The sequence below is a fragment of the Spirosoma arcticum genome (assembly GCF_054779955.1).
Genome location: NZ_BAAGXG010000026.1, coordinates 1 through 21,255, shown reverse-complemented (window position 1 = coordinate 21,255; position 21,255 = coordinate 1). Strand labels below are relative to the sequence as shown.

Genomic DNA, 21,255 nt, shown 5'->3' with positions numbered 1-21,255 from the left:
CCGTTGCGGGTGTCGTGAACGTAACGGCGCTTGGGCTTCTTTAGTCGAAGTCAGACGCTCAAAGCACTATACATACACTACCGGCAGTGCCGCTCAGCCCGCTTGTAGAAGCGTAGGATGAGCGGTCGCAGGGGTTACTCTTTACCCCGTTCTACAGAGTCTGGTTTTCCCGGTACTCCACTGCATTTAACCAATACCTTTCTTTTCGCATTCACTATGGCAATTAACTTGTCTTTCTCGAAAGCCGCCCTGCGCCTGAGTGTGGTTATGCTGGGTTCACTGGGGCTTACTGCCTGTTCTTCCCTGCTCCAGGACCATCTCCCGTCCGGGCCTCAACTCGGTAGCCAAAGCCGGGTGCAAAAAGCGGTCGACAGTGTGCGTACCGCCCTGGAAAAAGACCTGAACAATTCGGTACCCTCGCTGAACCTGTATATCCAGACACCCACCCAAAAAATCTGGGCCTCCTCGGTACCGGCCGGTAAGACGCCCTATACCGAAACTACCAACTTCCGTTTTGCCAGCAACACCAAAACGATTACGGCCACCGCGATTCTGAAGATGCACCAGGACGGCTGGCTGAATATCAAGGCGAAAATCACCGGCAATATTCCCGGCACCAGCACGCCCTACGTACCCAATACGCCAGCCTGGGACTTTCCCTATAAAAATGACATTACGATTGAGCAGTTGCTGCAACACGGTGCCGGGGTGGTTGATGTTGATAATGACCCCATTACAGGTCAATTCAATGGAAAAACCTACACCGCTTATACCCAGGAACTTGATCCGACCCATCAGTTTACGACCGAGGAGATGGTGCTGCTACTCACCAAACACAAGCTCTCTTACTGGGCACCGGGCACTGATTTTCATTACAGCAACACGGGCTATTCCATGCTGGGTTACATCATTGCCGGGGTCTATTCGCTGAAAAGCGGTTCCGCCAAGACGTATGATGACTACCTGCAGGATCATATTGTGGGGCCGGGCACGAAGGTGCCCCTGGCGCTTCGGTTTCCTGTCCGAGCGGATGACACGGTGTTACCGGCTCCCCGGGCGGAAGGGGTGGAACGGACACCCGACGGAAAAACACTTATTTTCGGAGACTACAACATGAGTGCTCAGGTAGCGGAGGGCAATGGTTACGGTACGCCGGCTTCGCTCAATACGTTCGTCAGGACGCTGATGAAAGGCCAGAACGTATTGACGCCCGAAACGGTGAAGTTGATGCAACATGAGATTAACCCGTCAAGTCCAAACAAGTATGCCCTGGGAAGCTTTTATACGCCGAATCTGGGCTTTGGCCATAACGGGGAGCGCACTGGGACGCTGTCGCTGATGATGTATGATCCCCAAACGGACGTGTCGGTGGTGGCCTTCATAACGCTGGTCGACAACAGCAAGGTGATTACCAACAGTCCGGCAAGTACCTTCTTCAAAAGTTTCAATGCAATCTACGGTGCGGCTTACGGTGGCCGGGCTGCCTTAGGCTATCCGGGCAGACCCTAATCGGTAAGCCATTGCAAACACGTCTTTAAACAGGACCATGAACTCACTACATACGCCCACTCAACTCAGTCGCAGGACCTGGCTCCGGGACACCGCCATTGCCGCTACCAGTGTCGCGGTGCTGCCCTCGCTACTGACCGGCTGTGTCGATCATCGGAATGTAGGAACTGGGCCGACACCTGATCCCGGTTGGATCGGTGGATTTGCCCAGTCAAATCCGGCGTTTGCCTATCCAAATCCAGACCTGTCGTCCTTGCCCCTGCTGGATAACATGGACAACATCCAGTTACTTCAACGGCAGCAGGGTGTGAAATGGCCGGAGTTTAGCTGGGAGAGCCAAAAGGGAAACGCTGATCCGAAGCGGTGTTTTCAGATGTTTGCCTCCTACATTTCCAGGCTCGGCTACACCAGCACGGGTCGGGTTTATTCGATTATATGCCCCCAACAAGGTATTTGTTATGACAATTACGGATGTATAAACGTAGAGGTGACCGTTACCGGACAACGGGGCTGGGTTGACGAGCCTGGCAAAACGTTCGCAGCGGATATGACCGTCGAAGGTAAGATTTGGTTTAGCCCGAGCGGACTCCTGAGTCCGACGGTTCAGACACTGTGGAACGCGTTTAAAAATAGTAACCTCCCTTTTCCCAACTCGAAAGAAAATGCGATCAGGGTGAGCACCCATAAACCCGGAAATCCGAACCAGCCCGTTTTTCCGGTTCGTAGTGGTCAAACCCCGCTTTTTACAAGCCCTGACTTTGCCCTTCATCCCGAAGCATGGGCCGTTGGCCATGTGGATGTGGAGATCGGCCCAATCAAAAAAACAGGCAGCCTTCTCGTCGATGAATTCAATCAGCTTGTCATGGATTTTTTCAACCTCGGTTCGGGGAATATGCTCCAGTCAGGCAACGTGCTGTCGTGGAACGTCTGGTTCGTTGAACCGGCTCCGGCAGACCAGGAGGAATGGAGGACCCATGCCGAGCGGTGGCGGAAATCAATCGATGAGGAACATAAACACGGGCCTGAAACAGCGGCACGATACGTCGATGGTACGCCTTTTAATCCGGTAGAGGAGTTAGTCGCCGAAAAGATCGAAGAACTTCTTGCGTGGATAATTAAACACCTGTAGCCTTTAGGGCGCTGGAGCGTAGGTTGCCGCAGTTGAGCCGTGAGCAGGACAGAAACCAGTTAATGGATTCTCACCACTACGGCCAGCCGCACCCCTCTTACCCAAAACCATTTTTTTGTCTTTTCAACTCAGTCAACTGCCGTGAAACGAACGTCAATGGTTGCGCTGGTCGTCCTCTTTTTGCTGACCAGCGCAATGCTCCAGTCCTGTCTTCAGGATCATCTAAACCCCCCGCCTAACACCCAGGCACAGCTTCAGCAACTGACCGACAGCCTCTATCAGCGCTTTAATCAGCAGTGGGGAATCGGGAAAAACAACGGTGGCGTTTTTTTGCAAGTCAATACGCCGTCAGGATCGACTCTGGTTTCGAGTAACATCGAGCCGGGTGTTCAGGCGAGGTCGCATTTCAGAATCGCCAGCATCACCAAAACGGTTACGGCGGCAGCCATTATGCTCCTTCAGCAGGAGGGTAAGTTAGCGATCACCGATTATATCCCGGCTTACCTGCCTGCTACGCCAGCCTACGCTATTCCCAATAAGAATCAGATTACCATTAAACAGTTGCTTCAGCACCGGGCGGGCGTGTTCGATGTGACCAATCAGGATATTCCCGCTACGGTCAATCAACCCTACGCCGGCAAACGATACGGGGATTACATCCGGGAGGACCTCAGGCAGGATACCCATACCTTCACCTTTGATGAACTGGTCGGGATTGTTGCGCAGAACAACTTGTCCAGTTTCGCACCGGGCAAGACCTTCGGCTATTCCAACACGGGTTATACTTTGCTGGGCAAAATTATTGAAAAGGCCTCAGGCATGTCGTACAGTGAGTTCATTCGAACCCGGTTTCTGGAGCCTTTGCAATTGACCAATACGTATAGTGTGTGGCAAGGGACCGATAATCGGATGAAGGACCCGTTTGTTGAATCCTTCCTTCACCTGCCCGGCCAGAGTCCCATCAATACGTCGGAAGACAATATGTCGATTCACGTAACGGAGGGTGACATTGTTTCGACGCCGGCTGATGTTACCAGGTGGATCGAATTATTGCTGACAGGCAAAGCGGGTCTGACACCCCAAACGGTAGACATGATGAAAAAAATGGAGGTGGCCGACGTATCGCATGGCGTGTATGGCCTGGGGCTTACGTTCAATGAAGGGCTGGGTTTTGGTCATGACGGAGCCCACCTGAGTTATATATCTACCCTGCGTTACAACCCGGCGACTAAGACGACAGTGCTGATGGTGGCTACGCTTATTAAAGTCGGCAGTACACCGCAGGAAAGCAACACGGCTTTTATGGAGCTGGCTTATGGCGTACGGAACACCGCCTTACGGGCAGCTCAGCTTGTGAACCGATAAGTACCGGGGCTGGAACCGTTTTTTTATCACCATCACAAATCAACTCTCCACAAAAATCCTCCACTAAAATGACGACCTCTCTGTTTTTTACACACCTGAGCAAACGGCTACATTTCTCCCGTACGGACAGCCGTACGGGGGTTTTTTGCCTTGTTTTGACTGTCGGGTTGGCTGGGTTATTGGTTGGCTGTACCTTCTTTAACCTGGACGATCACCGTCTTAAATCGTCGGGCAGTAAGGTTCAGGAAGCGGTCGATAAAGTCCGGGCCGAACTGGAAAAAGAGCTGGGTAATTCAGTACCCTCGCTGAATGTGCTGATTCAGACGCCCACCCAAAAAATCGTTGTCTCCTCAGTGCCTTCCGGGAAGACGCCGGTTATCGAAACGGCTCATTTCCGCTTCGCCAGCAATACCAAACACTTTACGGCCACGGCGATCCTGAACATGCACGAAGACGGTTGGCTGAATTATAAAGCCCGGATTACGGACCTCATGCCGGGAACAAACCTTCCGTACGTGCCGAATACGCCGGACTGGAATTTCCCCAATAAAAAAGACATTACCATCGAGCAATTGCTGCAACACAGAGCCGGTGTGTTTGATGTGGATAATGACCCCGTTCCCGGATTTAACGGGCTTACGTATACGGAGGCTACTCAACAAGCCGATCCGACGCACCAGTTTACGACTCAGGAAATGATTCACCAATTGATCATTCATCAGCTTTCCTACGGAAAACCCGGCACCGCGTATCATTACAGCAATACGGGCTTTGCCATTTTGGGAGAAATTATTGAACGCGTGTATTCGGCTAAAAGTGGGAATGCTAAAACTTATAACGATTACCTGCAGCAGTACATAGTCGGCCCTACCACTGTCGTACCCATTGCCGTTTATTTTCCCGCCAGGGCCGATGATGTGGTGTTGCCTGTTCCACGGGTGGAGGGAACCGTACGGTATCCCACCCAGACAATTACCTACGGGGATTACAATATGAGTGATCAGGTAGCCGGAGGCAATGGTATTGGTACGATGGCGGCCCTCAATACGTACATCCGTACTCTGATGAAAGGCCAGAATGTACTAACGCCCGCCACGGTACAGGTGATGCAGACGGATGACCTGGGTGGCTTCTTCATCAAAAACCTGGGGTATGGTAAAAACGGCGCCCGGATCGGCAATCTGTCGCTGATGATCTACGATCCTATCACTGACGTGTCGGTGGTGGCGTATCTGCCGCTGTGGGATCTTACCCAGGGACCCAATGGGGATACGTCGTTTTTTAAATGCTTTACTGCCATCACGGACGCAGCCTATGCGGCTCGAGCGGCCTTAGGCTATCCGGGTAAGCCCTGAGGAAGAATCAGATTCTCATCGGCTTTACGCTCACCATCTTACCCGGGCTCGCCAGGAAGAATGTCTGGGCTACCGTTTTATCCTAAACCCATCCCCTTTGGGTTGACCATCAATCGAATCGGTTAAGCCACGGGTTATCGGATGAGTATCACTACCCTAAGCGTTGCTCAGTTTCCACACCTCGGTTGATCAGCGTGTGTAGGTGGGAACCTTCCGGGTGATCCTAACCGAAGCTTAGCCCCTCAAGAAGGGGCTGAATTTTCCCACTGAATAACCTGCCTTTCTTTCCCTGTGGTCAACGAGCATTACAGACCTACCTAAATGAACTCAAATTGTATCCTCATCCGTCAGCGCGTAACCCGCGTGAAGGGACTGTGTTGGTAAGGTTTCGGGTGATGGCCACTGGTGAGCTGACCCAGATCAGGCTTGTCCATTCATCCGATTCAGGGCTGGATCAGACTGCCCTGTAGGCGGTGTCCAACATGCCCCGGTGGTATCCGGGGCATTGGGCAGGCATGGCGGTTTCCTGCCTGTATGAAGCTCCAGTTACGATTCGATTAAATAACCTGAATCAATAATTTCCATCACTTATGAAAACGCTTCTAATTTTAGTGTTAACCATAAATTCAACAAATTTAGAACGATAGAATACTGTTTTGTCCTGATCCGAATGGGAGGTTTTTCTGAACGGTGGACGAGTAGGAGGAAAGTGGCTGAAAACAGGCTTTTTCGCGTTCAATAAAACCGTTCACTTTAATCGTTCACCGTTTTGTGTCACATCGGGCTTTTTCTGAACGATTTTATCTTGAAACGCTTAATCTTCGTCATCAAGCATCGCGAAGTGAACGGCCGTAAAGAATATTCAGGAACCTGTTGCTCACTCAAACAGCACTGTAAACCGAGACAATAGTTGCAAATGTGCCAAATGGCGGTTACCTTAGTGACAGTAAACAGAAAGGCAATGGAATTAAGTGCGAATACAGAATGGACCGGTGATGGTTTTACCATTGTTGAGCAGACACGAGCGGGCTTGAGCCGGGCCAAAGCGGATGAGGTAGCCCGACCCGTTGGGCTGACCGATAAAGAGATGGCCCGCATTCTGAATCTCTCCGAGCGTACCTTACACCGCCTACGCCCGGAGGCTCGATTAGATAGCAATGCATCAGAGCGATTACTCTTATTGGAGGTCTTGATCCGGCATGGACTGGACGTATTTGATGAACGGACCGACGTCCTGGGTCGCTGGTTGCACGGTCCCTTGCCCGAACTCCGGGGGCAGGCGCCCGTTGCCCTCCTAGATACCACCACCGGCTTTAGTATGGTGCATACCGTGTTGGGTCGGATTGAACATGGTATTTACTCCTAAGATTGGGCATGACCTCGACTGGTCCGTCGGTGCCTGTGTACCGGCTTATTAAAGAACGTTTTCTGACTACACCCCTTTCGGCCGAAGGAGCACGCCGATTAGGCGGACGCTGGAATCCAGCGGGGGTTGGTATTCTGTACACATCGGCTAGTCCTGAACTAGCCTTGCTGGAACAGATCGTTCACTTACGGTCACTACCTTATAGTGACTTGCCTCGATTGGTGTTACTCACGCTGCTGTTACCCGATTTGCCCCGATTGCTCGACGCTTCCGATTTGCCGACAAACTGGCGGGATGAAGCTGATTTTAGTGCGAACCACCAGGCCATAGCCAGTTGGCTAGCCAAGCCTGATGTCCTGACGCTTGGCGTTCCTTCGGCCGTGGTACCTGATTCGTTTAACTATCTACTTCATCCGGAGCACGCTTCTTTCGAACGAATAACGATAGCCCGAACCTCAGCTTTCCCCGTGGACGCCAGATTATGGAAATAGACTGATGTCCGTAGAGCGGGTCCTTAATCCGCCCGCACGGGTGGCCCCGCGCTGGTCGTCAAATTGGCCAGAATGCCATAGGGAAGCCTGCTCTGTTTTCTTTCCGAGTAAGCTTCTCAAATCTGAGAATTTAATGCACCAAAAGCCTAAAGGCCGGAATCAATGAAAAAAGGCGAAATTGCAGACTATTCAGGGTTAATCAGTTTAAAGTGTTGATAATCAATGTTTAACTGGCTACAATTTCTATTTTAAGTTTTCTGCTCCAGAACAGGCATATATTAATTAAAAGCAGATTTTGTCCTTAAAATAGGGTATTTAAATGACTAATTTTAACTTTCCTGCTTCCGTTTATATAATTCCAAATGCAAGATCACATCGCTTTTTTAGATGAATGGGGTAATAATGGCCTTGATTTTACCAAACAGGGCGTTTCCACTCATTTCATTGTCGTTGCCCTGACCTTACGTAAAGAAAACTTAGCTGAAGCTGAAGCACATATTGAGACAGTTCGTAAGCAATTTTTTCAAGATGGTCCAATTAAATCAGCTAAAGTCAGCAAAGATGACAAACGTCGTACGCTGATTCTCAATAGTTTATTGTCTTCTCCCTTCCAAGTGTTTGCTCTTGTCGTTGATAAACGACAACTAAGGGGAGAAGGCTTTTATTATAAAGGCTCCTTTTACAAATTCCTACATGGCTTAGCCGATCGAGAGTTATATCGTACCTTTTCTAGCTTAGAGCTCGTTTCTGATCAATATGGGAGTGAGTCGTTTATGGAAGGATTTATCCAATACGTGCGAAATCGACATATTCCAAGCTTATTTAATCAGGCAAGCTTTGGTTTTGTCAAAAGCAAATCCAGTCTAATGGTACAAGCCGCTGATTTTATTGCTGGAACTTTAGCTCGATGTTACGATGAGACAGTATTATCACCCAACAAGACCGAATTTATTCAACTACTCAGCCCTAAGTTATTGACACTCAAGTACTGGCCAGATGTATTTGCTCCATCCTTAGTACAAACCTTACCTAACCAAACTCAGTATAATCCTGAACTAGCAGAACTTGGTGTAAACTTAGTTCAAGACTTTCTTCATCGGAAACTTACTAGCCATGCTCCCCAAGAAGTAGATCAAGTAACCTGTATTCAATATTTGTTATTCCACTTTCGGCACGTTGACCCAACGCGTTACATTTCTAGCCGGGAATTGATCTCTCATATTGAGGGTCGTAGAGGTAATATTCCAAGCCTACATTATTTTCAAACCCGAGTAATAGCTCCCCTTCGCGATGCTGGTGTAATTATAGCGAGTAGTGCAAAAGGGTATAAAATACCTTCCTGCGAGCAGGATTTGTACGATTTTGTCAATCACAGCAATACTATCATACAACCTTTACTAGCTCGGATCAATAAATGCCGCGACCGCATTCTATTAGCCACTGATGGCACAATTGACATACTGAATCGAGATGAATACATTAATCTGAAGCAACTCCTAAAGGATAATACCTAACGATAAATAACCTTTAAAACTATGTCGATATACGTCATTCCGTAAGTATAAACTACTTACAGACCTTTTAATCTGTCTCATTTCATTAGAATCTGAAAGTTTTCAAGTGTGCAGTGAGAGATATTCAAAAAATCACTCCAAACATCAGAAAGCTATTAGTTTATAGTATATATTTGCTTTGTACTATGCAAACCGTAGTCCTGAGCAATAGCGTCGTTCTATGAATAGAATACGAGAATTAAAAGCTTACGAATTAGGAAAAACCAAATTGCTGGATAAGATTTAAAATGATTTTACCTAAAAATTGGAGTATTGCAAGCTTAGATGATCTATTTATGTTTATAGGTGGTGGTACGCCTGATAAAGGAAACCCAACATTTTGGAATGGAAATTTGAACTGGGCATCAGTAAAAGATGTGAAAGGCAAGTACCTTAATGAAACAATAGATAAAATAACTCCAAAAGCAATTGTAGAAACAAATGTAAACATAGCGAATGCGGATGAAGTAATATTAGTTACAAGGATTTCTCCCGGCGAAGTTTCTATATGTAGAAACTCAACCGCAATCAACCAAGACTTAAAAATAGTAAAAAAATTTGGTGGAATTAAATCTCAATTTATTTATTACTTATTCCTGAATATAAAAGATACTATAATTCGCAAAGCGAGTGGAACAACTGTAAAAGGAATAAGAATAAATAATTTTAAAGAAATATTTGTAAATGTACCACCTCTCAATGAACAAAATAAAATTGTTGAGAAGCTAGAAGAAATATTAAGTGAATTAGATAATGGATTGACCAATTTAGAATTGGCTGCGAATAAGCTCAAAATTTATAAGCAAATCTTATTAAAATATGCTTTTGAAGGAAAATTAAGTAAGGGATGGAGAGCCCAAAACTTACCTAACCAAGCAAATGGATTACTTGAGGAAATAAAAATTCAAAAGGAGGCTATTTATAATAATAGCCTCGAAAATTGGAAAGAGAGAACTAATGCTTGGACTAAAAACAAAATCAACGAAAATAAGCCAGAAAAGCCAAAAATGCAGAAAGCATTGTTGCCAATAACAAATGAGGAGATAAAAAAGACAAATTGGTTGCCAGATAAATGGGCACTTACAAAGTTACATGATGTATGTTTGACAATTACTGATGGTGATCATCAAGCACCTCCAAAATCGAGTAGAGGAATTCCTTTCATAACCATATCAAATATCAGAAATAACCAAATAAACTTTTCCGAAACTTTTTATGTAGATGATAATTATTTTGATAGTCTACCTGAGTATAAAAGAGCAAAGGAAGGGGATGTTCTGTATACAGTAACTGGTTCTTACGGTGTACCAGTGCTAGTAGATTTTGATAAGCCTTTTTGCTTTCAGCGTCACATTAGCCTAATTAGACCAGTAAAAAGTATAAACAGCAAATGGTTATATTTTTTATTACAGACTCCTTTTATATATAACCAAGCTACAAATGAATCAACAGGGACAGCTCAAAAAACAGTTGGACTTGCATCAATTAGGAATTTTATAATTCCATGTTGCACACTTGAAGAACAACTTTACATAGTTCAAGAAGTAGAAAAGAACTTTTCACTGATTGAACATCTTGAAAATACAATCTTGCAAAGTAGTAAGCAGTTAGAGATTTTGCGGCAAAGTTTATTAAAAATGGCATTTAATGGAAAATTAGTTAGCCAAAATTCAGATGATGAACCCGCTATCAATTTGTTGAAACGGATAAAAGACGAAAAAGAAAAATATGAAATTGATCGAAGAAATAACAGTAAAATCTTGACAAAGATGAAAACGCAAAAGAACAAAGAGTTAACTATCATTGAAGTACTTGAAACATCTGACACTCCACTACCTGCGAAATTTGTTTGGGAACAAAGTAAATTTAAAAATGATATTGAGAAGTTTTATGATGAATTAAAAAAAGTACAAGACAAAGTCAGCGAAGTTGAAAAAGGTTTTTTATCATTGATCAATGAGAATAGATAAAGTTTACATAGAGGATTTCAAGAACTTGCAAAAGTTTTGTATTGATTTGGATAGAAACCAAATGAATACTGTACTTCTTGGGGAAAATGCTACGGGAAAATCTAATTTTATCGAGGCAATAGTTCTTATTATTTAAATATTTAGATTTAAGTAACGAAAATACTCGAAAATATCCAGAATTTAAATACTGGATACAGTATGAGTGTCATAATAACTTAATAGTAATAGATTATACTCAGTCTTCTTATGAGATTTTACTGAAAGGCGAAGAAAGATCATTGACCTATAAATACTTTTTTAGTAAAGAAGGCAAAAAGGTATTTTTGCCTAAGTATGTTTTTACTTACTACTCAGGTGTTAGCAATCGCTTAGATCAAATATTTTGGGAGCATCAAGCTAATTTTTATAATCGTATCATAAAGGCGGACTTTGATAAATCGGAATTGGACGATTTAAGACGCTTATTTTACGTGAAACAAATTCACAGCTTTTTTGTTCTATTAGCTTTTTTTGCCCTGCCAAGAATAGAGAAAAAATCTCTGGAATTTTTGCGAGATGTTTTAGGAATAGAAGATCTAGAATCCGTGTTGTTTGTTTTAAAGAAGCCAACTTGGGAAAATGAAACAGGCGATAAACGGTTTTGGGGTGCAACGGGTTTAGTTCAAGAATTTTTATCAGTTTTATGGGATAGTTCATTTGCACCAATCTACGACGAAAAAAAAATAAATATTGATTTCAGGAAAACCGAAATTAGAAGTAGACTTTATTTATTCATAAAAGATAAAACTCAACTTAAGAGTTTTGCAAAAAAATATTTTAATATAAATGACGAAAAACCAAACAACACATTTCTTTTTAAGGCATTAGAAAGTACATACATTTCAGATATGTTGGAAGAGGTTAAAGTTAAAGTTAAAAAACAAAAAGATGGTAATGTTACATTCAAGGAACTTAGCGAAGGTGAACAGCAATTACTTACAGTTATAGGATTATTAATATTTACACGAGAGGATGAGTCATTAGTTTTATTAGATGAACCTGACACACATTTGAATCCCTTATGGAAATATGATTATTTGCATTATTTAAAAACCTTTGCGAAATCAAGAGATAAAGAAGATAATTTAGAAAATGATACTGAAGAAGATAATACTACTCAAATTTTAATAAATACTCATGATCCATTAGTAATAGGTAGTATGGATAAATCCCAGGTTCGAATATTTAGAAAAAACACAAAAAATGAAATCTATGCTATTGATGAAATGTTAGAGGGAAAATTCAAAGAGTTATGGGAACAAGCGTTAAATAGAGCAGTTGAACCTGAAAAAAGCCCTAAAGGAATGGGTGTTGCTGGAGTTCTTACTAGTGAAATGTTTGGTCTTCCAACAATTCTTGATAAAGACACGCAAGAAAAATTAAATAGGAAAAGATATTTGCAAGGAAGGCTGATGAGAGAGCAATTAAATACGCAAGATTATAATGAGTATCATAGGTTAAAGGCAGAGTTAGAAAATTTTGGTTTTTATGAAGAGGTTGAAGATAAGTGGTTTAAACAATATTTAGCTGAGATGTCAGAGTTTGAGATATTTCAAAAGGTCACTTTTACAGAAGATGAAAAAAAATTGTTATTAGAGCAAAGTAAAAAAGCAGCTCAACGTGTTTTAGAATTAATGAAGAAAGAGAATAAAAGCTAAGAAAATACCTACATGAGAGTAATACCTTTAGAGGATCTTAAGGAAGTCTTTGATGGGCTTGAAGGAAATACAACGGGATCTTTTGCTGCTTGGTTAATAAAGGCTGAGTTTCATTTAAACTTAATTAGGCCTATGAGTAAAAAAGCAAGAAGCAATCACTGGGCTAAAAATAATATTTGGAGTGAACTATACCCTGCGCTTTCTCAGCTATCAGGTCATAAATGCTGGTATTCTGAGGCACCTGAAAGCTCCAGTGAATGGGAGATTGAGCATTATAGACCTAAAGCAGAATCAAAGAACGAATATGGGATTGTCATAAGGCAAGATGGTTATTGGTGGTTGTCTTATAATTGGAAGAACTTTAGACTTGCTGGCTCATTAATAAATAAACTAAGAAAAGATAGGTTTGAAAAAGGTGGAGAGGTTTATGGCAAAGGAAATTTCTTCCCCTTAGAAAATAATGAAAATGTAGCTGAGCCAGAGGACGTTGAATGCGACATTGAAAGACCTTTACTTATTGACCCTATAAAACCTAGAGATGTAACTTTAATTTCTTTTGATGAGAATGGAGAACCCTATCCAACTTATAATGTAGATGATAGTGTATTGTATAATAAGAAAGCGATAATGTCTATAAAATATTATGGGTTACAACATACTCCTCTTAATAGAGGGCGGAGTAAAGTTTGGTCCAATTGTGAGACAATCGTGAGTAAGGCACATAATTATATAAAAAATAATATAAATGATGAAGATAGAAGGAATGATAAAATAGATGAATGTTATTTGCAGCTTTCTAAATACACGAAAAAGACCGAGCCATACACAATGGTTGTACGAAATTATGTGCGTGAGAAGATAAAAGATGATAATTATAGCTGGTTATCGGCTGTTGAACTTATTTTAGGATATTAAAGTTATTGTGCTTAACAAAGAAAAGAAATATGGCAACGAATTCATTAGTTCAAAAGATTTGGTCGTTCTGTGACACACTTCGTGATGATGGCTTAGGTTATAATGATTATTTAGAACAACTTACTTATCTGTTGTTTCTAAAAATGGCAGATGAAAATAGCAATAAATATAACCTTCCATTAATTTGTGATTGGCAAGGTTTGTTAAAAATGTCAGGTGGAAAATTGCTTGATCAATATGAAAAAATTTTAAAGATTTTAGCTGAATCTGGCGGTATGCTAGAAAAAATATTTGCTGGAGCGAATAATAAAATTAATGACTCGGCTAAATTGAAAAAATTAATTAACCTGATTGACGAGGAGAACTGGACTTCTACAGGAACTGACATTAAAGGTGAAATATACGAATCGTTGTTACAAAAAAACGCTGAAAATAGTGGTGCTGGTCAGTATTTTACTCCGAGAGCAGTTATTAAAACAATTGTTGAATGTATTCAACCCAAACCGGGAGAGACTATTTCTGATCCTTCATGTGGAACAGGCGGTTTTTTTCTTGGAGCATTAGAGTATTTGGAAAATCAGCATAATATTAGCAATGAAAATAAAAAATTTATCAAATTTGATACATTTCATGGATGGGAAATTGAAAAGTCAACAGCAAGACTTTGTTTGATGAACTTATATTTACATGGAATAGGAGATCTTAAAAAGACACCTGATATTCATGTTACAGATAGCCTTAAGGCTACAAATGAAAAGAAAGTGAAGATTGTTCTTGCAAATCCCCCTTTTGGTAAAAATAGCAGTGATGTACCAACTATTGACGAAAAACAAGCAGAAAAAGAAGGATATTTTTTACGAAGTGATTTCTGGGTTACAACTAGTAATAAACAATTATCTTTTTTACAACATATTGTTTCGATGCTTCAGGAAAATGGTAGAGCTGCCGTTGTTTTGCCAGATAATGTTTTATTTGAAGGAGGTGCTGGAGAGACAGTCCGAAGAAAAATTATGGAAACTGCTAACTTGCATACAATCCTTCGTTTGCCTACTGGAATATTTTATGCTCAAGGTGTACAAGCCAATGTGTTATTTTTTGAAAAGGGTACAGGCAGCACACAGATAGTCTGGCTTTATGATTACCGGACTAATGTTCATCATACACCTAAAAAAAATCCATTGCAATTTGAAAGTTTAATAGATTTTATTAATTGTTATAATCCGAGTAATACAAGTAAAAGAGTGGAAGTTTGGAGCGAACAAAACCCAAATGGCCGTTGGCGAAAATTTTCTTATGAGGACATAATTTTAAGGGATAAGGCTAACCTAGATATTTTTGGATAAAAAGTGATGACCTTCTTGATTTAGAAAATTTACCAGAGCCTGAAGAAATGATTAATGACATAATAGATAACGTTGAGAGTGCTTTACTTAATTTTAGAACTATTAAAGAGGCAATTTTTTAATTTTAGAACCATAGAGCTTTACTAAATAGCTATTATATTGAATTTTTCATATAGAGTTTGAATTTAAAGATGGATAAGTATTAAAACAATTGAAAATGGAAGTTTATTTGACTAATTAAATATCTTCAAAGGATTTTAGCTTTATAGTGAGTCACGGCCAAATTACTTTATGACTTATAGTTATAAGGTGACCTATTTATTGTCGTTTAATTGTTCGAATCCCTCCAGCATATGAATAAGAGAATTTTGGCTGTGACTTGTCCTGACAAATGTTGACCATAAACAGTCAATTTATGGACAGACTTGTTAAACTGCGCATGAAACAGCCCAAACCTGTTATGCGCCAAATGGTAGCCGCCGTTCTGCTCGGTCAGCTTAACATTGACCAGGCCGCTGAGCGCTACAAAGTCAATCGAATGACCGTCCTGCGCTGGATCAGAAAAATCGAAGAGGAAGCTAAAGCCAGTAAACAAGCTGCCTCTGATAAGTCTGATCAGCCACCCCCTCGAAAGAGAGCGTCAACCAAGAGTTCTCCCCAGCAGAATGAGGCTGAAGTCAATCAACTGCGGGTCAAGCTACGTTCGCTTGAAGAAGAACTGGAAATCGCTAATTTCAAAGCCCTTTATTATTCGACCCTGGTTCGGGTGGCTAAACATGAATTGGGGGTGGACATTGAAAAAAAGTCCGTTACCAAGCCATCCGGTTTATGCTGACCAATTACCCCAACATTTCGATTCGGCAGCTAGAGGGTGCGCTTGGTTTTTCTCGACAGGCTTACTATCAATATTGGCAACGGCAAACTGGCCAGGTAAGCTACGACGCTGACATACTACAACTGGTCAAGAAGGTTCGTCAGGATCATCCACGGATTGGCGGTCGTAAGCTCTACAGTATGTTGGAGGAAGAGTTTTTGGAAAGGGGAATAAAGATGGGCCGGGATGGCTTCTTTGAGCTTTTAGCAGCTAATCGACTGTTAATCAGAAGGAGAAGGCGGAAGGTGAGGACTACTTTTTCGGGTCATCCGTTGCGTAAGTACCCTAACCTGATCAAGGACTTAGTGGTGGAACGACCCAATCAATTGTGGGTATCAGACATCACTTACTGGTTTACTCAGTATGGATGTCTCTATATCTCGTTGGTGACCGATGCCTATTCCAAACGGATCATGGGCTATTGTGTAGCCCCGACTCTGGGTGCTGTTCATTGCAAAACCGCCCTTCAAATGGCGCTGAAAAAGATTAATCGACGAACGGCCAAGGCATTGATTCACCATAGTGATCGGGGAATTCAATACTGTAGCGCCATCTATACCACGTTGCTGGACGCCTATCATGTTGAGATCAGTATGACTGAGACGAGTGATCCGTTGGAGAATCACATTGCTGAACGGGTAAACGGGATCATCAAGAATGAGTATCTATCTCACCGAGGGGTGTACTCATTGGCCCAGGCCGAGTTAGTGCTTGAGCAAGCGGTTTTCCTTTACAACTATAAGCGTCCCCACTTGAGCTGTGACATGCTCGTACCGGATCAGGCGCACAACGGGGGAAAAAAGTTGAAGCGAAGGTGGAAGAATTATTATCCCCAAAAGCAGACGGTGGATATGGCGGATAGTTAAAATAGGGTATAAATTAGTGGTCAATAAAAAGATGGATAACCAATAAACGGTCAACACAAATTAGGACGGGTCATGTGTAATTTCGTCCATTAAATGGCTAGTGGCTTCAATTTGTTGAACGCGTAATAGCCTGTTAAATAGATACTTGAGTTCGCTTTGGCAGTTTACCTAAATCGTTTACGAAAACCCTTAATTAACTGGACCATTGACCAGTGGACAACACGACTCTCGACTTGCGAAGTAGCTAACTTCCATACTTTATAAAATCAGTGGGCGTTGCATACCCGCACTATACCAACCCAAAGATGTTGCCATGAATGTTATGACAAGCTTCTTGATTGCCTGCTTGCTACTCAGTTTACAGCTAAGCTCCTTTAATGAGATTCTGAGTCCTGCTTTGTGTACTTCAGTAGCCGCAATCCCAACCACTGATTTAATGCAGGAAAGAGAAGCAATCTTTGCGGCCACCAACCAACAGCGAGCCCGCAAAAGGTTAGCTCCCCTCAAAAAAGAACCTAAATTGATGCGAGCCGCTCAAGCTTATGCCGATTTGATGGCGGCTCGCGAGCAGATGTCTCATACGATCGGTGGGCTTACCCTGGCCAATAAAGCTAAAACGGTCGGGTATGAATTCCGGCAATTGAGCGAAAACATTGCCCTTAATTCCCGGTTAGTGGGGGACTTTGTGGTTAGAGAACAGTGGATGAAGTCAAAAGGACACCGAAAAAATCTATTAGCCAGTGACATCATGGATATCGGCATCGGCATCGCTGGCCCTAGTAAACAGAACCGCTACTACTACTGTCAATTATTCGGCACGCCAAAGTAAGGCGCAGGGTGTTGGAAGAGAGGGAATCGGCTTGACTTTTCACTTCCCTTCACCACCCAAGTTATCACCTAAAGTGTCAAAAACGTTCATTACGTTTACTTATTAAGATGTTCCACGGCGATATTACAAGGCTTAAACGGTCGTTTAAGTCCTGTTATAAAAATCTTAAACCGCCTTTACTAAACACAAGTTTCAAATTTGATTACTTTCAGCTAACTGAGAAATTATCGACGCGGTATGTACCTAAGCCAAGCTGTCCTCAGAAATCAGTAGCCTACGCCCTTCAGCCCCCTTTATACATGGCTGACCATATCTCTTGTAAACGCCTACATTCGTGTCTTAACCCCCTGACTGGCTGGACAAAATTGTAAAAACAGTTTAGTCCTTTTACATTCAGATATCATGAGCAAAATAAGGCGGAGTTTTACTCCCGAAGACCGCTATTCCATCGTCCAGGAAGCCATCCGTGACGGCCATGCCGAGACTTGTCGCAAGTACAATCTATCCCCTTCGTTACTGCGCAAGTGGCGTTTAAACTATTTAAGCAAAGGCAAAGAAGGCCTGAAGAATTCCTACTCACGCGTGGATCCCCAACTGCGAGCACTTGAAGAAGAAAATGAACGCCTAAAGCGGATTGTGGCAAAACAGGCTTTGGAACTGGAGATTAAGAGCGAACTGCTAAAAAAAACGCCTATTCAACCTAGGAGAAGCTAGCGCTCATAAAACAGTTCGAAAATCAAATAAGTCGTACCCTGTTATGCCAGTGGCTCAACCTGCCACGGAGCGTGTCTTACTACCAACCTCAATCAGGTCGGCCTGGGGCACGGCCCAGCCAGGTGACAATGAAGCTGGATGGATCGTGGGTCGACAATCAACTGGTAGTGAATAGTATTCGTCAGCTGCTGGATGTTGAGTTCAACGCCCTTGGCTACGAATATATCACGTATGAGTTGAAAAAAGAGTATATCATTAACAAGAAAAAAGTATACCGATTGATGCAGGAGCATAATTTGCTTTTAGGCAAAGTGATCCGGCCGACGGGCAAGCGGGAGTTCGTTAAATTCAGGCGAATTGAAGCTACCAAACCCTTGGAATACCTGTGCTGGGATATCAAATATGTCTGGGTACAAGGGGAACGGCGGAATTACTATCTGTTGAGCGTTCTTGATGTTTATAGCCGCAAAATTCTGGATTGGCTGTTCCAAGGCAGTATTCGCCAAATTGACTTAATCAATCTTTTTCGACGAATAAACCGGAGTCATCAACTGAAAGGCGTCATTTTGCGCAATGACAACGGCAGCCAATTCATAGCCCACTCCGTACGTAACTTTTTGAAAAGCTCAGAGATCAAGCAGGAATTCACGCACGTTGCAACCCCTGAGGAGAATTCGTACATTGAAGCTTTTCACAGCATTCTTGAACATGATGTGATTGAGCGCAACGTATTTGATAGCTATTATGAAGCCAAAGAAATGTTGACGCGTTATTTTTCCCATTACAACCATCATCGGCTTCATCGTTCGATTGGTTTTATGACACCTCAACAAAAATGGGAGGAAGCACAGGTAGTTTACGACACAACCTTTTCAGAAAATTTGTCCAGCTAATAGGGGGCTAAGACATTCGTTATACAATTAATACTGTTTAGGTCTATCGTATAAGCCGGGTTAGTTTTAATTTGCCTAAACGTTTCTGACATTCACCTTTGTCTTATAGTCTTACCTTCTGGCAGCATGAGTTTAGATAATCCACCAATCATTCCTGATTCTGAGGAAGACCTCGACGATCCGTATGTACATACTGTTTCGACGGAGGAATTCGTCGAAACGGTGGAACGGGCCACTCAAGAGGAGAACGACCCAAACGTTGACTCCACTTCGAAGCGGACTTTTACGCTAAACCGATTAGAAATAGACCAATATCCTCCTAAACAGGCGTTTAGTTGTTATGCGACGCATTTGTCAAGTCAGTATACGACTGACATTGGTGGCGAGATGTGGTCAGTTAAATAAGCGTTTTGCTGGACGAAATCACTAAAATTAGGTGTTGTATTTATTCAAGAAATAGAATGTAGTACGCTGATTAATTTAGTAACTATGCAAATAGTGTTTTTCCACTACTGTATCTTAAAATAGGCTACCGATTGAGCCCCACTGGCGGTACCAAAGGTGAGATTACGGTATCAATGCTTGGGCATGATTCGATGTGAGCACGGTCCGCCGTTTCGGGGAATTCACTGGGTCTTGCAATCGGGTCAGGTAGCCGGTGCGATTGCAAGACCAACCAAATTAGCAGTCGATTACCAAACCTTTGCTATGGCTATTGAGAATTCTCATACACAATGTAAGACAGCCCCTATTTATGTTATACATTGTGTAGTACTTATCATAACGTTTGATTATGCAACAGTAAATTCACAGTACCCAATGAAAGATCCTTGGATACTGGCAGGTTATGCTTTGCTCGCTCGGAAAGGACCTGCCGACCTAAAAATAGAGGTTCTGGCTAGGCAGGTTGGTAAAAGCAAATCGTCGTTCTACCACCACTTCGCAGATACAGAAGTCTTTACCGAACAGTTACTGAGTTACCATATGGAACGGGTGCAACGCATTGCCGATCTTGAACGGCAATGCCTACGCATAGTGCCCGACCTGCTACGGCTGCTCATGACAATTGAAGAAGATTTGCTGTTCAACCGTCAGTTGCGCAGTCACCGTACAGTACCGGCCTTTCGCAAATGCATTGAAAGAACCAACCGTGAAATTACCCAAGCTATATTACCCACTTGGGCTGAAGCTTTTGAGCTGGCTGATCGGCCGGAGATAGCACAGCTGATGTTGAACTTGGTAATCGATAATTTCTATCTGCAACTGACCAACCAAACCCTGACCTACGAATGGCTACTCAACTATGTCAGTGAGCTGCGCTCGATGGTTCGGGGAATAGCTAATATGGACGTGTAATTCAGAGATTGTACGGTTCCGTCTAAAATAATTAGTTTGAAGTCGTCAAGTTTGCCTTCATAATCAACCATTCTTGATCCATGAACGCTTCTCAATTGAAACTATACGTATTCCTGGGAGTCATCTTCTGGTTTAGCGCTGCCCTGCTGGTACGGTTCATTGGTCCATATACCCTCACCAGTGGTAATCCACTCCGGTTAATGATGTTTGTCATTACCATCCCCATTACAATTGGCTTTCTATTTACGGCCAAACGAGTGGGTAAGTTCGGATGGCACCAACTACTAGGCCCGGTAGTCGTTATGACTTTCACCGCTACTTTTCTGGATGGTGTTGCCCTAACGTGGTTCCACACCCTTTATGCTAATTCGTATGAAATAGCCATGTTTGGTGGTGCTCTGATCCTGTGGGGAGTCGGTATGGGATTATGTATGGCCTATGTGCTGGAACAGCGCTGGGCAGACCGTAAAAAGAATACTGCTGCTATTACTGAAGCTGGGTCAGCTAAGACAAGCTTACCAATTAATTAAACTATTACAAGATTGCGTTTCCTTTATGTTTTTTATTAACTCTCTCTTATTTCCCTTTACATAATCTGAGTTATAAAACCACCTTCCACAAAGTGAGATGGTCCAGGTTTGCCGGACAGTCAAGTTGCTTAACTTAGCTGTGCCATGAGTAAATCACAAACCCCTTCGGCTCCCCGCCGAAAGTACAATGAAGAATTCAAAAACGAAGCCGTCCGGCTGGTAAAGGGCTTCTTTAAGTAAATGGGCGAAGAATTACTCTAAGGAAATCCTTCGCCCACTATTGTTGATTATCAGTAGTTTACAAAAAAGAACCTTTTTTAAACGCACCCAATAATTCTTTGTCCATTTACTAAAAAGCATAAAAACAAGAAGGTTTAGCCTTCTTGTTTTTATGCGTCCGGCCAATTAAGCGGGCATCAGTACCGCGTTGATGGCGTGAACAACACCATTGTCAGTATCCACATCGGCAATAATCACTTCGGCACCGTTGACCATCACTT

21 protein-coding genes are annotated in these 21,255 nt (G+C 42.8%); 20 read left to right on the top strand and 1 reads right to left on the bottom strand.

Annotated features, from left to right (window positions below):
- Positions 1–216 precede the first annotated feature (216 nt).
- The 20 genes from ACYVHB_RS30400 to ACYVHB_RS30305 all read left to right on the top strand — a co-directional run bounded on the left by ACYVHB_RS30400 (position 217) and on the right by ACYVHB_RS30305 (position 20,755).
- Positions 217–1,509 carry a serine hydrolase domain-containing protein gene (locus tag ACYVHB_RS30400; protein WP_461055800.1) on the top strand — a complete coding sequence of 431 codons (1,293 nt, stop codon included), beginning with the start codon at positions 217–219 and terminating at the stop codon, positions 1,507–1,509.
- Positions 1,510–1,546: 37 nt separating this feature from the next.
- Entirely contained in the window at positions 1,547–2,638 is a 1,092-nt protein-coding gene (locus tag ACYVHB_RS30395; RefSeq protein ID WP_461055799.1) for a hypothetical protein, read from the top strand.
- Positions 2,639–2,779: 141 nt separating this feature from the next.
- Positions 2,780–4,003, top strand: a complete 1,224-nt coding sequence (locus ACYVHB_RS30390; RefSeq protein WP_461055798.1) for a serine hydrolase domain-containing protein — start codon at positions 2,780–2,782, stop codon at positions 4,001–4,003.
- 68 nt (positions 4,004–4,071) lie between these two features.
- Positions 4,072–5,358 (top strand): serine hydrolase domain-containing protein, encoded by a 1,287-nt coding sequence (locus ACYVHB_RS30385; RefSeq protein ID WP_461055797.1) that lies wholly within the window; start codon positions 4,072–4,074, stop codon positions 5,356–5,358.
- A 332-nt stretch (positions 5,359–5,690) separates the two neighbouring features.
- A complete protein-coding gene (locus ACYVHB_RS30380) occupies positions 5,691–5,828 on the top strand; it encodes a TonB family protein (RefSeq protein ID WP_461055796.1) in 138 nt (45 codons plus the stop codon).
- A 491-nt stretch (positions 5,829–6,319) separates the two neighbouring features.
- On the top strand, positions 6,320–6,724 hold the full coding sequence (gene parS, locus ACYVHB_RS30375; protein ID WP_461055795.1) for a type II RES/Xre toxin-antitoxin system antitoxin: 405 nt from the start codon (positions 6,320–6,322) through the stop codon (positions 6,722–6,724).
- Positions 6,725–6,732: 8 nt separating this feature from the next.
- Positions 6,733–7,215, top strand: coding sequence for an RES family NAD+ phosphorylase (locus tag ACYVHB_RS30370; RefSeq protein WP_461055794.1), 483 nt, complete (start codon positions 6,733–6,735; stop codon positions 7,213–7,215).
- Positions 7,216–7,577: 362 nt separating this feature from the next.
- Entirely contained in the window at positions 7,578–8,729 is a 1,152-nt protein-coding gene (locus ACYVHB_RS30365) for a DUF3800 domain-containing protein (RefSeq protein WP_461055793.1), read from the top strand.
- Between the two features lie 287 nt (positions 8,730–9,016).
- Entirely contained in the window at positions 9,017–10,738 is a 1,722-nt protein-coding gene (locus tag ACYVHB_RS30360) for a restriction endonuclease subunit S (RefSeq protein WP_461055792.1), read from the top strand.
- Positions 10,725–10,874 carry an AAA family ATPase gene (locus tag ACYVHB_RS30355; protein ID WP_461055791.1) on the top strand — a complete coding sequence of 50 codons (150 nt, stop codon included), beginning with the start codon at positions 10,725–10,727 and terminating at the stop codon, positions 10,872–10,874. The genes ACYVHB_RS30360 and ACYVHB_RS30355 overlap by 14 nt, the downstream gene beginning before the upstream one ends.
- Positions 10,875–11,016: 142 nt before the next feature.
- Positions 11,017–12,435: an AAA family ATPase gene (locus ACYVHB_RS30350; protein ID WP_461055790.1), complete on the top strand. Its 1,419-nt coding sequence runs from the start codon at positions 11,017–11,019 to the stop codon at positions 12,433–12,435.
- Positions 12,436–12,447: 12 nt separating this feature from the next.
- Positions 12,448–13,350, top strand: a complete 903-nt coding sequence (locus tag ACYVHB_RS30345) for a hypothetical protein (protein WP_461055789.1) — start codon at positions 12,448–12,450, stop codon at positions 13,348–13,350.
- A 29-nt stretch (positions 13,351–13,379) separates the two neighbouring features.
- Positions 13,380–14,693 carry a type I restriction-modification system subunit M gene (locus ACYVHB_RS30340; RefSeq protein ID WP_461055788.1) on the top strand — a complete coding sequence of 438 codons (1,314 nt, stop codon included), beginning with the start codon at positions 13,380–13,382 and terminating at the stop codon, positions 14,691–14,693.
- A 415-nt stretch (positions 14,694–15,108) separates the two neighbouring features.
- A complete protein-coding gene (locus tag ACYVHB_RS30335; RefSeq protein WP_461055787.1) occupies positions 15,109–15,528 on the top strand; it encodes a hypothetical protein in 420 nt (139 codons plus the stop codon).
- Entirely contained in the window at positions 15,522–16,433 is a 912-nt protein-coding gene (locus tag ACYVHB_RS30330; RefSeq protein ID WP_461055786.1) for an IS3 family transposase, read from the top strand. Before ACYVHB_RS30335 ends, ACYVHB_RS30330 begins: the two co-directional genes overlap by 7 nt.
- Positions 16,434–16,746: 313 nt before the next feature.
- Positions 16,747–17,262 (top strand): CAP domain-containing protein, encoded by a 516-nt coding sequence (locus tag ACYVHB_RS30325; protein WP_461055785.1) that lies wholly within the window; start codon positions 16,747–16,749, stop codon positions 17,260–17,262.
- A 402-nt stretch (positions 17,263–17,664) separates the two neighbouring features.
- On the top strand, positions 17,665–17,976 hold the full coding sequence (locus ACYVHB_RS30320) for a transposase (protein WP_461055784.1): 312 nt from the start codon (positions 17,665–17,667) through the stop codon (positions 17,974–17,976).
- A gap of 5 nt (positions 17,977–17,981) precedes the next feature.
- Positions 17,982–18,869 (top strand): IS3 family transposase, encoded by an 888-nt coding sequence (locus tag ACYVHB_RS30315; protein WP_461055841.1) that lies wholly within the window; start codon positions 17,982–17,984, stop codon positions 18,867–18,869.
- 819 nt (positions 18,870–19,688) lie between these two features.
- Positions 19,689–20,225: a TetR/AcrR family transcriptional regulator gene (locus tag ACYVHB_RS30310; protein ID WP_461055783.1), complete on the top strand. Its 537-nt coding sequence runs from the start codon at positions 19,689–19,691 to the stop codon at positions 20,223–20,225.
- A gap of 80 nt (positions 20,226–20,305) precedes the next feature.
- Positions 20,306–20,755 carry a hypothetical protein gene (locus tag ACYVHB_RS30305; RefSeq protein ID WP_461055782.1) on the top strand — a complete coding sequence of 150 codons (450 nt, stop codon included), beginning with the start codon at positions 20,306–20,308 and terminating at the stop codon, positions 20,753–20,755.
- A 405-nt stretch (positions 20,756–21,160) separates the two neighbouring features.
- On the opposite strand, the gene ACYVHB_RS30300 is transcribed toward ACYVHB_RS30305, so the two are convergent.
- Complete coding sequence (locus ACYVHB_RS30300; protein ID WP_461055134.1) at positions 21,161–21,250, bottom strand: fasciclin domain-containing protein; 90 nt, start codon at positions 21,248–21,250, stop codon at positions 21,161–21,163.
- Positions 21,251–21,255 lie beyond the last annotated feature (5 nt).

What these genes read in the sequence shown, in the direction of transcription:
- ACYVHB_RS30400 (WP_461055800.1), top strand. Translation starts at nt 217, where the DNA reads ATGGCAATTAACTTGTCTTTCTCGAAAGCCGCCCTGCGCCTGAGTGTG.
- ACYVHB_RS30395 (WP_461055799.1), top strand. Translation starts at nt 1,547, where the DNA reads ATGAACTCACTACATACGCCCACTCAACTCAGTCGCAGGACCTGGCTC.
- ACYVHB_RS30385 (WP_461055797.1), top strand. Translation starts at nt 4,072, where the DNA reads ATGACGACCTCTCTGTTTTTTACACACCTGAGCAAACGGCTACATTTC.
- parS (WP_461055795.1), top strand. Translation starts at nt 6,320, where the DNA reads ATGGAATTAAGTGCGAATACAGAATGGACCGGTGATGGTTTTACCATT.
- ACYVHB_RS30370 (WP_461055794.1), top strand. Translation starts at nt 6,733, where the DNA reads ATGACCTCGACTGGTCCGTCGGTGCCTGTGTACCGGCTTATTAAAGAA.
- ACYVHB_RS30365 (WP_461055793.1), top strand. Translation starts at nt 7,578, where the DNA reads ATGCAAGATCACATCGCTTTTTTAGATGAATGGGGTAATAATGGCCTT.
- ACYVHB_RS30360 (WP_461055792.1), top strand. Translation starts at nt 9,017, where the DNA reads ATGATTTTACCTAAAAATTGGAGTATTGCAAGCTTAGATGATCTATTT.
- ACYVHB_RS30355 (WP_461055791.1), top strand. Translation starts at nt 10,725, where the DNA reads ATGAGAATAGATAAAGTTTACATAGAGGATTTCAAGAACTTGCAAAAG.
- ACYVHB_RS30345 (WP_461055789.1), top strand. Translation starts at nt 12,448, where the DNA reads ATGAGAGTAATACCTTTAGAGGATCTTAAGGAAGTCTTTGATGGGCTT.
- ACYVHB_RS30340 (WP_461055788.1), top strand. Translation starts at nt 13,380, where the DNA reads ATGGCAACGAATTCATTAGTTCAAAAGATTTGGTCGTTCTGTGACACA.
- ACYVHB_RS30335 (WP_461055787.1), top strand. Translation starts at nt 15,109, where the DNA reads ATGGACAGACTTGTTAAACTGCGCATGAAACAGCCCAAACCTGTTATG.
- ACYVHB_RS30330 (WP_461055786.1), top strand. Translation starts at nt 15,522, where the DNA reads ATGCTGACCAATTACCCCAACATTTCGATTCGGCAGCTAGAGGGTGCG.
- ACYVHB_RS30325 (WP_461055785.1), top strand. Translation starts at nt 16,747, where the DNA reads ATGAATGTTATGACAAGCTTCTTGATTGCCTGCTTGCTACTCAGTTTA.
- ACYVHB_RS30320 (WP_461055784.1), top strand. Translation starts at nt 17,665, where the DNA reads ATGAGCAAAATAAGGCGGAGTTTTACTCCCGAAGACCGCTATTCCATC.
- ACYVHB_RS30310 (WP_461055783.1), top strand. Translation starts at nt 19,689, where the DNA reads ATGAAAGATCCTTGGATACTGGCAGGTTATGCTTTGCTCGCTCGGAAA.
- ACYVHB_RS30305 (WP_461055782.1), top strand. Translation starts at nt 20,306, where the DNA reads ATGAACGCTTCTCAATTGAAACTATACGTATTCCTGGGAGTCATCTTC.
- ACYVHB_RS30300 (WP_461055134.1), bottom strand. Translation starts at nt 21,250, where the DNA reads ATGGTCAACGGTGCCGAAGTGATTATTGCCGATGTGGATACTGACAAT.